This window comes from Streptomyces sp. NPDC085900 (assembly GCF_044540925.1).
GTDB classification, from domain to species: domain Bacteria; phylum Actinomycetota; class Actinomycetes; order Streptomycetales; family Streptomycetaceae; genus Streptomyces; species Streptomyces gilvifuscus.
In genome coordinates this window covers 75,241-87,292 of the sequence record NZ_JBITSP010000016.1, presented here as the reverse complement: position 1 = coordinate 87,292, position 12,052 = coordinate 75,241, and the positions used below count along the sequence as shown (strand labels likewise).

At 70.7% G+C, this 12,052-nt stretch carries 13 protein-coding genes and 1 pseudogene; 6 read left to right on the top strand and 8 right to left on the bottom strand.

Annotated elements, in window-relative coordinates; genetic code table 11:
* The first annotated feature begins 179 nt into the window (after window positions 1-179).
* Window positions 180-1,112, top strand: a complete 933-nt coding sequence (locus tag ACIGDI_RS38815; RefSeq protein WP_399907102.1) for an Ig-like domain-containing protein — start codon at window positions 180-182, stop codon at window positions 1,110-1,112.
* Between the two features lie 40 nt (window positions 1,113-1,152).
* Here ACIGDI_RS38815 and phoU read toward each other — a convergent pair whose 3' ends face one another.
* Both phoU and ACIGDI_RS38805 read right to left on the bottom strand, forming a co-directional pair.
* Window positions 1,153-1,827: a phosphate signaling complex protein PhoU gene (gene phoU / locus ACIGDI_RS38810; protein ID WP_399906908.1), complete on the bottom strand. Its 675-nt coding sequence runs from the start codon at window positions 1,825-1,827 to the stop codon at window positions 1,153-1,155.
* Between the two features lie 138 nt (window positions 1,828-1,965).
* A pseudogene (locus ACIGDI_RS38805) lies at window positions 1,966-3,080 on the bottom strand (ABC transporter substrate-binding protein).
* A gap of 247 nt (window positions 3,081-3,327) precedes the next feature.
* Between ACIGDI_RS38805 and ACIGDI_RS38800 the strand changes: the two are divergent.
* Together ACIGDI_RS38800 and ACIGDI_RS38795 are read left to right on the top strand one after the other, a co-directional pair.
* Window positions 3,328-4,089, top strand: a complete 762-nt coding sequence (locus ACIGDI_RS38800) for a 2-phosphosulfolactate phosphatase (protein ID WP_399906907.1) — start codon at window positions 3,328-3,330, stop codon at window positions 4,087-4,089.
* A 145-nt stretch (window positions 4,090-4,234) separates the two neighbouring features.
* Window positions 4,235-5,500, top strand: coding sequence for a cytochrome P450 (locus ACIGDI_RS38795; protein ID WP_399906905.1), 1,266 nt, complete (start codon window positions 4,235-4,237; stop codon window positions 5,498-5,500).
* 34 nt (window positions 5,501-5,534) lie between these two features.
* On the opposite strand, the gene ACIGDI_RS38790 is transcribed toward ACIGDI_RS38795, so the two are convergent.
* Both ACIGDI_RS38790 and ACIGDI_RS38785 read right to left on the bottom strand, forming a co-directional pair.
* Window positions 5,535-6,191, bottom strand: coding sequence for a hypothetical protein (locus ACIGDI_RS38790; protein WP_399906903.1), 657 nt, complete (start codon window positions 6,189-6,191; stop codon window positions 5,535-5,537).
* A gap of 42 nt (window positions 6,192-6,233) precedes the next feature.
* The gene (locus tag ACIGDI_RS38785; protein ID WP_399906901.1) at window positions 6,234-6,608 is read right to left on the bottom strand and encodes a hypothetical protein; all 375 of its coding nucleotides are present in this window, start codon (window positions 6,606-6,608) and stop codon (window positions 6,234-6,236) included.
* Between the two features lie 305 nt (window positions 6,609-6,913).
* Here ACIGDI_RS38785 and ACIGDI_RS38780 point away from each other — a divergent pair, with 305 nt between their 5' ends.
* On the top strand, window positions 6,914-7,783 hold the full coding sequence (locus tag ACIGDI_RS38780; RefSeq protein WP_399906899.1) for a class II glutamine amidotransferase: 870 nt from the start codon (window positions 6,914-6,916) through the stop codon (window positions 7,781-7,783).
* A 31-nt stretch (window positions 7,784-7,814) separates the two neighbouring features.
* Here ACIGDI_RS38780 and ACIGDI_RS38775 read toward each other — a convergent pair whose 3' ends face one another.
* Complete coding sequence (locus ACIGDI_RS38775) at window positions 7,815-8,792, bottom strand: helix-turn-helix transcriptional regulator (protein ID WP_399906897.1); 978 nt, start codon at window positions 8,790-8,792, stop codon at window positions 7,815-7,817.
* A 111-nt stretch (window positions 8,793-8,903) separates the two neighbouring features.
* On the opposite strand from ACIGDI_RS38775, the gene ACIGDI_RS38770 reads away from it, so the two are divergent.
* A complete protein-coding gene (locus ACIGDI_RS38770; RefSeq protein WP_399906895.1) occupies window positions 8,904-9,305 on the top strand; it encodes a VOC family protein in 402 nt (133 codons plus the stop codon).
* Here the strand turns inward: ACIGDI_RS38770 and ACIGDI_RS38765 are convergent.
* Together ACIGDI_RS38765 and ACIGDI_RS38760 are read right to left on the bottom strand one after the other, a co-directional pair.
* Entirely contained in the window at window positions 9,299-9,523 is a 225-nt protein-coding gene (locus ACIGDI_RS38765) for a hypothetical protein (RefSeq protein WP_399906893.1), read from the bottom strand. The two genes, ACIGDI_RS38770 and ACIGDI_RS38765, sit on opposite strands and share 7 nt — an antisense overlap.
* Window positions 9,524-9,632: 109 nt before the next feature.
* Entirely contained in the window at window positions 9,633-10,649 is a 1,017-nt protein-coding gene (locus ACIGDI_RS38760) for a YihY/virulence factor BrkB family protein (protein ID WP_399906891.1), read from the bottom strand.
* 278 nt (window positions 10,650-10,927) lie between these two features.
* Between ACIGDI_RS38760 and ACIGDI_RS38755 the strand changes: the two genes are divergently transcribed.
* Window positions 10,928-11,278 (top strand): hypothetical protein, encoded by a 351-nt coding sequence (locus ACIGDI_RS38755; protein ID WP_272178934.1) that lies wholly within the window; start codon window positions 10,928-10,930, stop codon window positions 11,276-11,278.
* A gap of 28 nt (window positions 11,279-11,306) precedes the next feature.
* Here the strand turns inward: ACIGDI_RS38755 and ACIGDI_RS38750 are convergent, their stop codons facing one another.
* Window positions 11,307-12,029 (bottom strand): flavodoxin family protein, encoded by a 723-nt coding sequence (locus ACIGDI_RS38750; RefSeq protein WP_399906889.1) that lies wholly within the window; start codon window positions 12,027-12,029, stop codon window positions 11,307-11,309.
* Window positions 12,030-12,052: the final 23 nt, after the last annotated feature.

The following is a 12,052-nucleotide window of genomic DNA, read 5'->3' as shown; positions in this document are numbered from 1 at the left end:
CCCGTGTTAAGTGACGTGGATCACTAAAGATCTGCATGCCGCACGCAACTGCACCCCCGTCCATCACTGTCTGACAGGAAGGCGGGCCCGTCAGGGTCGGGGAGCAAGAGAGAGCGGAGCAAGGCGTGGGACGGCGCAAGGGCAGCATAGGGATCGCACTCGTCACGGTCGCGACGCTGATGGGCGCGAGTGCCTGCGGCGGGGGCGGCGGCGACAAGGCGAGCGCGAACGACGGGAAGGCGTCGGGCAAGGCGAGCGCGAGCAGCTCGCCCAAGCCGACGAAGCCCGCGGGCCCACCGATGCTGCTGGACACCATCACCCCGCAGACCGGGAACACGGTCGGCGTGGCCATGCCGATCTCGGTCATCTTCACCAACCCGGTGGCGGCGAAGGCGCGGGCCACGGTCGAGAAGCACTTGAAGGTGAGCGCCTCGCAGCCGGTGGCCGGCGCCTGGCACTGGATGGGCGACCGTCGCGCCGACTGGCGGCCGAAGACGTACTGGCCCTCCGGCACGACCGTCAAGATCGACGCCGATCTGAAGGGCGTCAGCAACGGCAACGGGCGCTACGGCGTGCACGGCTACACGCACACCTTCAAGATCGGCGACGACGTGCGCGCGGACGTCTCGGTCACCGGCCACACCATGAAGGTGACCCGGAACGGCAAGCTGCTGCGCACCCTGTCGATCAACGCGGGCAGCGCCGAGTACCCGACGTGGAACGGCACCATGGCCGTCATCGACAAGCAGGAGAAGGTCCACATGACCTCCTGCAGTGTCGGCATCAGCTGCGACAAGGGCAGCGCCAACTACTACGACCTGACGCTGCCCTGGGACGTCCACCTCACCCAGTCCGGCACGTACGTGCACTACTCGACCGGCGACCCGTACCCGGGCAGCGGCAGCGCCCGCGGCTCGCACGGCTGCGTCCACCTGTCCATGTCGGACGCCAAGTGGTTCTACGGCCAGGTCAAGCAGGGCGACCCGGTCACCATCACCGGCTCCCCGCGTGCCAAGGCGTCGGCCGACAACGGCTACGCCGACTTCAACCTGTCGTGGGACCAGTGGCTGACGGGCAGCGCCTCCGGGGAGCAGACGACCGCGACCCTGTGACGCGCGGCGCGGCCCGCCACCGCGCGCCCGCTCGCCGGACTCAGTGGATGACGGGAGACTCCGGCAGGTAGTCGTCCGCGTGTTCACCGGTGACCAGGTACACCACCCGGCGGGCGACGGAGACGGCGTGGTCGGCGAAGCGTTCGTAGTAGCGGCCCACCAGGGTGACGTCGACGGCCGTCTCCACGCCGTGGTGCCAGCGTTCGTCCATCAGGTGCTGGAAGATCATGCGGTGCAGCTCGTCCATGCGGTCGTCGTCCCGCTCCAACTGCAGGGCGGCGTCCACGTCCTGGGTGATCAGGACCTCGGCCGCCTGGGCCATGAGGCGCTGGGCGAGCTGGCCCATCTCCAGGATCGTACGGCGCAGGTCCCGTGGCACGGCGTGCTGCGGGTGCCGCCGCCTGGCCAGCTTGGCCACATGCTGCGCGAGGACGCCGCAGCGCTCCAGGTCCGCGCTCATCCGCAGTGACGTGACCACCACGCGCAGATCCGTGGCGACCGGCTGCTGGCGCGCCAGCACCGCGATCGCCTGTTCCTCCAGATTCCGCTGCAGCTCCTCCACCTGGCCCTCGGTGTCGATCACGCTCTCCGCCAGCCGGAGATCGGTGTCGAGCAGGGCGCCGGTGGCCCGGCCCATGGCCGAGCCGACGAGGTTCGCCATCTCCACCAGCGCCTCGCTGATCGACTCCAGTTCCTTGTGATAGGCCTCCCGCATCGTCCTCATCCTCCAGTCCCTACGCGTCTGCAACGCTGCCCAGACTCGCACACACCCTCGACACCCTCGGCGCCCGCCTCCGCCGTCGCGCGCGGACAGCGGCAGGCGTGGGGCGACCGGCCCGCTCCGAGGCGCGGGCTAGCCGGCGGTGTGCAGGATGCGAAAGCGGTCGGGGTTCGCCGGATCGCGGTCGACGACCTGGACCGGCGCCCAGGTCCACTGCCAGACGCTGATGCCGGGGATGCGGGAGAAGCGGATCCGTCCGCGGGTGCCGTCGACGGCGACGCGCGGCCATGACGCGGCCGTACGCGCCCGGTCCGTGCCGTGCGCACGCAGCATCTCGGCGAGGACGACGACCGTGTCGTAGCCCTCGAAGGCCACGAAGGAGGGCGCCGCGGCCAGGCGTTCGCGCAGCGCCGTCTCGACACGGGCGCCCAGCGGGGTCGGCCGCTCGGGCAGGTAGCGCAGGAAGGGGACGCCGGTACCGTCCTCGCCCAGCAGTGCCGCCCATTCGGCCAGCTCCGGTTGCCCGGCCGGAGCGCCCAGCATGAGCTCGGCGAGGCGCGGGTCGTCGCGGACGGCCCTGACGATCGACACGGCCGGTTCCGGGAAGCCGACCAGCAGCAGGAGGGCGGTCGCGAGGTTGCCGGCGAGTTCGTCGCACAGGGCGGCGGGGGTGAGCGTACGCGCGTCGAATTCGGTCAAGGTCGCGCCGTGTGCAGCGAGGTGGTCCCGGAGGATGCCGACTCCCGAGGCCCAGTACACGCTCGGTTCGGTGGCCACGGCGACACGGCTGTGGCCCGCCCCGAGCAGGAAGTCCGCGTAGGTGCGCCAGCCGTAGGACTGTGCCGGGGAAAGGCGCGCGACCCAGTCGGTCGGCCGCTCGGTGAGCGCGTCGAGGACCGCCGAGGAGCAGAGGTAGGGCAGACCGGCCGCGTCGGCCCCGGCCGCGGCGGCGCGGGCGACGACGCTGTGGTACTCCCCCGCCAGGGCGGCGACGCCCAGGTGAGCCAGTTCCTCCACGGCCGTCGCGGCCTTGCGCGGGTCGGCCGCGGTGTCGCGGACCACCAGCTCCAGCGGCCTCCCGCCGATGCCGCCGGCGTCGTGATCTCCTCGGCGGCCAGTTCGAGTCCGGCGAGCAGGTGCCGGCCGGACTCGACCCAGCCGGGCCGGCTGAGCGGGACCAGGACCCCGATGCGGACGGCCGAGGTGTCAGCCCGCTCGGCCTCGGACGGTGAGGGTGGTGTGTTCATGCGTCGGCAGCTCCCGGTCAGTCGTCCCAAGTGCAACCTCACCGCCGAGGACGAGGGCCCGGCAGCGCCCGCTCGTCGCCGTTCGGTCCGGCGGGCGCACCTGGGTGATCATGCCGGACATTGCATCCGCGGCCACGGCCGGGAGACAACCGATTATTTCCTCGCCGCTGTTTCCTCACCGCACCGGCGGTGCGGGAATTCCGGGTCTTCCTCCTCGTCGATCAGGCCGGTGCCAGACTCGACCGCCATGAGCGACTGGTTCCTGCAGCGGGAGTACGGGGTCCGATTCGAGTGGGGTCCCACCGGCGCCCGGCAACTGGCGTCCGACAGCGCCTGCTTGGTGGTGGTCGACGTGCTGTCGTTCACGACGTCGGTGACCGTCGCCGTCGAGGCGGGAACCCGGGTCTTTCCCTACGCGTGGCGTGACGAGACGGCATCCGCGTTCGCCCGGGACAAGGAGGCGGCGCTGGCCGTGGGACGACGAGCCGCCACCCCGGCCGCGCCGTGGTCGCTGTCTCCGGCGGCGCTCCGGCGGGCGCCGTTCACTCCCCGACTCGTGCTGCCCTCGCCCAACGGGTCGGCCATCTCCGCCGCGGCCGCAGGTTCGACGGTGGTTGCGGGCTGTCTGCGCAACCCCACGGCTGTCGGCCGCCTGCTGGCGCAGCAGGGTTACGGCACCGCGGAGCGTCCCCTCGCGGTCATCGCCGCGGGTGAGCGGTGGCCCGACGGAAGCCTGCGGCCGGCGCTGGAGGACCTGCTGGGCGCCGGGGCGATCATCGACGCACTGGGGGAGCGAGGGGCCGGCCCCCTCTCCCCCGAGGCCGCTGCCGCGCGGGCCTGCTTCACCCAAGCTCCAGACGTCGCCGCCGCCGTGGCTTCCTGCTCCTCGGGCCTCGAACTGGCCCGAAGCGGTTTCGCCGACGACGTGGCCGTCGCGACCGAACTCGACGTGTGCGCCGTGGTGCCCGTCCTCGCCGACGGAGCGTTTCACGACGCCACCTGGGCATAGGCGCGCGGGGCATGAGGAGTTCGGCCGGATCACGCTGGTCGCGGGTACGGAACGTGACGGTACGTGCCGGGCGGTCTCGTGCGGTGACGCCACGGCGAAGTAGCTTGCCGTTCGTACGTGACGTTCCCGACCCTCGGAGGCTGCGATGGCACACCCCGATCCCCAGGTGATCGACACCGACCCTTTAGTGATCGACGCGACCGGCGGCGACATCCACGGCGAGGCCGCCCGCATCCGCGACCGTGGACCGGTGACACCGGTCGCGCTCCCCGACGGCGTCGAGGCATGGGCCGTCAGCGACCCCGGCCTGCTCAAACGCCTGCTCACCGACCCCCGCGTGTCGAAGGACGCGCGCCGCCACTGGACCCGCTGGATCAACGGCGAAATCGCGCCGGAATGGCCCCTGTTCAGCTGGGTGGCCGTGCAGAACATGTTCACCGCGTACGGCGGCGAGCACAAACGCCTGCGCGCCCTGGTCTCCAAGGCGTTCACCGCACGCCGAACCGCCGCGCTCCGACCGCGGGTCGAGGAGATCACCGAGAACCTGCTGGACCGAGTTGAGTCGGCCGGCGAGGGCGGACGAACCGTCGATCTGCGCGAGGAGTTCTGCTACCCCCTGCCGATCCGGGTGATCAGCGAACTGCTCGGCCTGCCCGAGGAATTGGGCGCCGAACTGCGGGCGGTCGTGGACGGCGTCTTCCACACCTCCGCCACACCGGAGGAAGTCACCGACACCTACGCCCGGTTCTACGCCGTACTCGCCGAACTCGTCGCTCTCAAAAGGGAATCGCCCGGCGACGACCTGACCACCGCACTCATCGCGGCCCGTGACGACGAGGGCGACAGCAGCCTGAGCGAGCAGGAACTGCTCGACACGCTGATGCTCATGGTCAGCGCCGGTCACGAGACGACGGTCAACCTCCTCGACAAGGCAGTCCACGCGCTGCTCACGCACCCCGACCAGCTCGCCCTGGTCCGTGGCGGGGGCGCCTCCTGGGACGACGTGGTCGAGGAGACCCTGCGCGTCGAGGCACCGGTCGCCAGCCTGCCGCTGCGGTACGCCGTGGAGGACCTGCCGATGGCCGAGTTCGGCGGTCCCGAGGGAATGGTGATCGGCAAGGGCGAGGCCATCCTGGCCGCGTACGCCGCCGCCGGTCGCCACCCCGGCCGGCACGGCGATGACGCGGACCGCTTCGATGTCACCCGCGTCGACAAGGAGCACCTGGCATTCGGCTACGGCGCGCACTTCTGCCTGGGCGCACCGCTGGGCCGCCTGGAGGCGCGGATCGCGCTGCCGGCGCTGTTCGGCCGTTTCCCCGAGCTCCGACTCGCGGTGTCGCAGGAGGAGTTGGAGCCGGTGGACTCCTTCATCTCCAACGGCCACCGATCACTCCCGGTGTCCCTGCGCTGATCCCGGCCCGCGTCGCCGGCGGCGTCGGCGGGTCTCAGCGCAGATGTGCGGTGTCGATGATCGTGGACTCGCTGTCGGAGCCGGTCACCAGGATGTAGCCGGGGTTGCCGTTGCGGTCCACGTAGCAGGTGAGGCCGAACGAGGTGACCACGGCCTGGCGGACCGGATGCTTGGCGACCGCGTTGCGGCAGTCGGACGCCGTGGGCAGATTCTGCGAGCCCCATTCGGCCAGCTTGCCGTTCGTGGCGTTGAAATAGCCGCCCGAGACATAGATGGCGTCGGTGGTCGTGCCCGCCCGCGAGGGCGGGGTGTGGGAGAAGTCGTACCCGACGGGTGCGCCCTGCTCGCCGTCCTCCATGTGGAAGCCGCGTACCAGCGCGGTCGACACGGAGGGCGCCGGGTCGGACAGGGCGGCCTTCGTGGCGAGGCCGCCGCCTCCCACGACCGCGAGAGCCGCGACGCCGGCGACCACGGGATGCGCGGCTGCCAGGGAAAACAAGGGGCCGATCACGGGGATCGAGAACTTCAGGTGGGTGTTCTTCTGGTTGATCGTGGCATGGTCGCCCGCGGTGACGGTCGCCGAGGAGTCGTGGACGCGCGAGCGGTGTCCACCTCTCTGCGGTGGCAGGTACGTGTTGTTCTGGACGTTCCCGTCGCCGACCTGGGCGCCCTTGATCCGGCTGTTCTTCATCTGCTTCGTGCTCTCTCGACTCTCCGGGGTGCGGACGGCCGCCTAATGGAACGTGTTGTTCTGGGTGGTTCCGTGACCGACCTGTACGCCCTTGGCCTGGCTGAGATCGATCCCGCCGGTCGACAGGTGCGCCACGGCCGGGGCGAGGAGGACCAGCAGCCGCTGGGCGTGCTCCATCACCTCCGTGTCCACCGCTCCCGTCACCACGAGTTCGCGGACCAGCCCCTCGGCCGGCGCTGTCGGCCGGCGTTCCAGGGCGCCGATCTGCTCCAGTGCGCCGGGGCGGCCGGAGAGACGGTTGCTCAGCGCTTCCTTGAGCGCTCGATAGGAGTCGGTCACGGTGGCGGAAGCGGCGCCGCTGAGGCCCGCCGCCGCGCCCGTGACCAGGGCCTGCACCACCAACGTCGCCGGATCCATTCACGCCCCTCCACACAGCTTCGCCGGGATCGCGCGAAGACGATCACCCCGTGTGACAACATGAGGAAGCTATCCGGCGACCGACCGTAACGTCTCGGTTTGCGACCAAACGCCGTTTATCGCCTGTTTGATTACCGAATGCCGACGGTGTTTGTCCTTTCTCCGGCGGCGACCGAGGCCGGGAACGTGGTTCACGCCGAGCCTGAGGGGACACTCCTCATACACCCCCTCCCTTTCGAAACTCCGCTCCTGTCGCGGCCGACACCGAACCCCGGAACCACCGACCGGCTGTCCTGGAGGAACCCATGTGCCGTCTCTTCGGTCTCAGCAGCGCCCCGCTCCGCACGCACGCCACGTTCTGGCTCCTCGACGCCCCGGACAGCCTCAGCCGGCAGAGTCACCGCGATCCCGACGGCACCGGCCTGGGCCTCTTCGCCGCCGACGGCACCCCGCACGTGGACAAGGCCCCCATCGCGGCCTACCGCGACCGCGCCTTCGCCCTGGAGGCCCGGCAGGAGGAGTCGGCGACCTTCGTCGCCCACGTGCGCTTCGCCTCCACCGGCAGCCTGGACGTCCGCAACACCCACCCGTTCGAGCAGGACGGCCGGCTGTTCGCGCACAACGGGGTCATCGAGGGCCTCGAACAGCTCGACGAGCATCTGGGCGAAGACCGCTCACTGGTCCACGGCGACACCGACTCCGAGCGGTTCTTCGCCCTGATCACCCGGGAGACGCGACGGCACGGCGGGGACATCACGAAGGGCATCCGAGAGGCCGCCAACTGGGTCGCCGAGAACCTGCCCCTCTTCGCCCTGAACCTGATCCTCGTCACCCCGCGGGAGCTGTGGGCACTGCGCTACCCGGACACCCACGAGCTCTACGTCCTGGAGCGCCCGGCGGGCGGCCAGCACGGCAGCCGCCACCTCGACCACAGCGGCAGCCACGGCCGCATGCGCGTGCACTCGGCGCACCTGGCCGAGCACCCCGCCGTCGTCGTCGCCAGCGAGCGCATGGACGACAACCCGAACTGGCGCCTGCTGGAGCCCGGCGAACTGCTGCACGTCGGCGCCGACCTCCACGTCACCCATCAGATCGCCCTGCCGGCTCCCCCGGCCCACCCGCTCACCCTCGAAGACCTGCACCCCGCAGCGGCCGCCTCCCAGAAGGCCGCCTGACGAGCCGGCAACCCTGGGCCGCCCTGTCCAGTCACCTCGAGCGTGCGAAGGAGGCGAGCCGGTCGGCGAACGCGGCGACGCGGTCGCGCAGTGCGTCGGGGCGTTCGATCACGAACGGGCGGTCGAGCGAGGCGAGCGTCGCGGGCAACCAGTCGAGGCGTTCCGCCCGCAGCTCGGCGCGCAGCCACCGTTCGTCCGTGCCTGCCGGGGGTTCGCACTCCTCCAGGGTGGCGATGCCGGCGGGCAGCTGGGCGCGGATCTGCTCGGCCGTCCCCTGGATCCGGACGGTCACCTCGTGCCGGTACTCGGCCGTGGCGAACCCCGACAGCAGACGTTCTGCCGGGGCGGGTCCCGGGGGCGCCTCGAACGTGCCGGGCAGGGTGCGGGCGTCCGCGATGCGGTCGAGTCGAAACGTCCGGTCCTCGCCGATGCCGGCGTCCCTGCCGGTGACGTACCACCGGCCGGAATGAGCGACCACCCCGTACGGATGCAGGGTGCGTTCGCTGCCCCGTCCGTCGCGGTCGGTGTAGCGGACCGAGACGGGCCGGCGGTGGCGCACCGCATCGGTGACGGTGAGCAGGACCCCGGTGTCCGGGGTGGCGACCTCGCCCGGCCGGTCGGTGAAGTCGAGTGCTTGCAGGAGTGCGTCCAGGCGGCGGGCGGTGTGCTTCGGCAGAACCCGCCGGATCTTGGCCGCCGCGGTCTCGCTCGCCGTGTGCTCCGGGGTCAGCCCGGCCCGGCGGCCGGCGATGAGTCCGAGCAGCACGGCCAGCGCCTCGTCGTCGCTGAGCATGAGCGGGGGGAGCCGGTACCCGGGGGCGAGACGGTAGCCGCCGTAGCGGCCGCGGACCGATTCCACGGGTACGTCGAGGTCGAGCAGCTGGTCCACGTACCGCCGCACGGTACGTCCCTCGACGCCGAGCCGGTCGGCGAGCTCCGCCACGGTCCGGGTGCCACCCGACTGCAGCAGTTCGAGGAGCGTCAGGACGCGACCGGTGGGTCCAGGCATGAGGACAGCGTACGTGAATACAGGACGGATTCTGTCCTGTATTGCTCCTAGTCTGCGGAGTGCGGCGCTTTTCGCGGCGCGAAGCAGTTCCAAGCAGCCAGGGAGATCACCATGGAGTTCGTCTCGATCCGCATCATCACCGGCGACGTCGCACGTCTCGTCGAGTTCTACGAGCGGGCCACCGGACTGCGGGCGGTCCGGGCCACCGAGGACTTCGCCGAGATCAGGACCCCGCACGCCACCCTCGCGATCGCCGGTACGCGCACCGTCCCCCTGTTCGCCCCGGGCTCCGCCCGCCCGGCGGCCAACCAGAGCGTGATCACCGAGTTCCTCGTCGACGACGTGGACGGCGTGCACCAGAACCTGACCGACCACGTCACCGACTTCGTCGCCGGGCCCACCACGATGCCCTGGGGCAACCGGTCGCTGCTGTTCCGCGACCCCGACGGCAACCTCGTCAACTTCTTCACCCCGGTCACTCCGGCCGCCGTCGAGAAGTTCCGGAGTCACTGACTCCCAGAGTGCTCCTCCGGCTTCTCCTCGCCTGCGCCGGTGTTCTGGTCCGGCGCGTCGGCCAGGGAGCGTTCTTCCTCGCCCTCGTCGTCGCGCTCTCCCTCCGCCTGGGAGGGAGTCGTCCAGGGCGGGTCGTAGTCGGGACGGACTCCGGGTGCATCGGGGGCCGTGTCGTCGTCCCGCTCGCCCTCGGCCTGGGATGGTGTGTGCTCGCTCATCGGCTGGCCTCCGCAGGATCGTCCGGCGTGGCGCCCGGGTGCCCGGGCCGCCGACCGCCAAACGGTTTGCCGCACGGAAGGACCCGGCGGTCACAGCTGAGGCCGGACCCTACGGTCCTTCCTCCTCGGGCAGGTCGTCGCCCAGCGTCTTCGGCGGCGGCTCGAAGCGCACGCGGACCTTCTGGAAGCCCTTGAAGGTCTCGGTCTCGGCGTACGACCGGTAGGCGCGCCGGTCCCCCGGACTGAGCAGCACCTGGTCGGTGAACGGGGTCAACAGGCTGCGCGGCCACAGGCGCATCACGCGGACCGAGCTCACCTCGGCCGTCGTCAGGAAGATCAGGGCGCCGAGGTACAGCCAGGCCAGCAGGCCGAGGACGATGCCGAACATGCCGTAGGTGGCCGTGGCGCCCCGCAGGACGTGGTCGACGTAGTACGAGCCGCCCCACTGCAGCAACTGCCAGGCGCAGGCGCCGCCGAGCGTGGCGCCGTAGAGCTTTCGGGCCGGGAGCCGGCGGTGGGTCAGCACTCGGTAGGCGAGCAGGAGCAGAGCGGCGTTCAGGACGGCCGCCCCCAGTGCGGCACCGACCCGGATGCCGGTGGCCAGGCGGGTACCGAAGACGCTGGCCGCGGACTCCACGGTGGTCAGCCCGGTGGCCACGCACAGCCCGACCGCGAGGATCGACAGGAACAGCAGGCCCTTCAGCCGTGAGCGCAGGGGATCCGGCCGCGCGTGCCGGGGCACCGCCCAGATCTTGTTGAGCGCGTACTGCGCGGCCTGGGCCACGCCGAGCGCGCCGTAGAGGCTGCCCGCGATGCCCACCGCCAGCGCGGCGCCGCTGGCGTGGAAGGAGTGGACGTTCTCGCCGATCTGGTCGCCGATGACGGGAAACTCGCTGAGCGCGGAGTCGATGACGCGCTGCCGCAGTCCGGGGTCGCCGTGGAGCAGCGCTCCCAGGACGGCTACGAGGATCAGCAGCAGCGGGAAGAGGGACAGGAACGCGTAGTAGGCCAGGAGCGCGGCGAGGTAGGTGACCTGGTCGTCGTAGAACTTGTAGAGGACCCCGAGCGGCAGGCCCACCCAGCGGTGGCGTCGCTGGTAGGCATCCACGCGGGCCAGAAGTCCCATGGGTCCCGCCCGACGCGAGGTCAGCTCTTGTCCGTCAGGGCCGCGCGGGCGGCGAGGGCCCCAGGCTGCGTGCACGCTCCCATGTACCTCACCATCCAGTCGCCGCGGCTTTCAGGACCAACACCTTGGAGTACCCGTATGAGTGCAGGTCAAGCGGTCGCGGCGGGAACGAGTTCCCCGTCTCTCCGACACCGCTCTCCACAACTCGTTCCCCTGATTCACACAATCCCCTTGGGGTACTTCGGCTCTGAACGACCGCACATGGAGGGGATCAGGGCATGGTGTCTCATAGGTTCGAACGTGGTGTCCTCGTCGTGACCGTCGAGAGTGATCCCGGAATCACCCGGCGCGCCATGCTCACGACGGAGATAAGTGATCTGATCCATGCCTACAGGCCGACGCCCGTCGTCGTGGTTCTCGAAGAGGCGGCCACGGGAGCCCCGGTGGTCAGCGCGGTCCTGCGCGCCCATCACATGTGCGCCCGTCTCGGCGTCCTGATGTCCGTGGCCACCCACAGCGCGCCCGCCCGCCGCCTGCTGGAGGCTGACGCCGACGGCGTCAGCCCCCGTCTGGTCGTCCACGCCCGCACGGACACCGCCATCGACGCGGCCTTCGTCGCGGCGGCCTGAGATCCGAAGAGGGGCGGGCGGAAAGGGCTCAGCGGTAGTCGGGGTTGGGGGCGTCGAAGCGACAGCCCGCGTCCCACTCCGAGCGCTGGTTGCCGTGCGCCGGGACGCCCTTCGCACGCTTGAGCATGGCGGCCAGGTGCATGAGGTTCCAGGTCATGAAGGTCGTGTTGCGGTTGGTGAAGTCGTTCTCCGGGCCGCCCGACCCGGGGTCCAGATACGAGGGACCCGGCCCCGCCGGTCCGATCCAGCCGGCGTCGGCCTGCGGCGGGATGGTGTACCCGAGGTGCTGCAGGCTGTAGAGGATGTTCATCGCGCAGTGCTTCACGCCGTCCTCGTTGCCGGTGATCAGGCAACCGCCGACGCGGCCGTAATAGGCGTACTGGCCTTCGGAGTTGAGCAGACCGGAGCAGCTGTAGAGCCGTTCGATCACTTGTTTGGTGACCGAGCTGTTGTCGCCCAGCCAGATCGGTCCGGCGATCACCAGGATGTCGGCGGCCATGACCTTCTCGTACAACGCCGGCCACGCGTCCGTCGCGAAGCCGTGTTCGGTCATGTCCGGGTAGACGCCGGGGGCGAGGTCGTGGTCGACGGCGCGGATCACGTCCGTGCGCACCCCGCGCGACGCCATGATCGCCCGGCTCTTGTCGATCAGGCCCTGGGTGTGGCTCTGCTGGGGGGACGGCTTGAGCGTGCAGTTGACGAACAGGGCGGTGAGGTCGTCGAAGCGGTAGCTGTCGTCGGTCGCGTTCACGGTGACTCCTCGAGCAGGGCTGC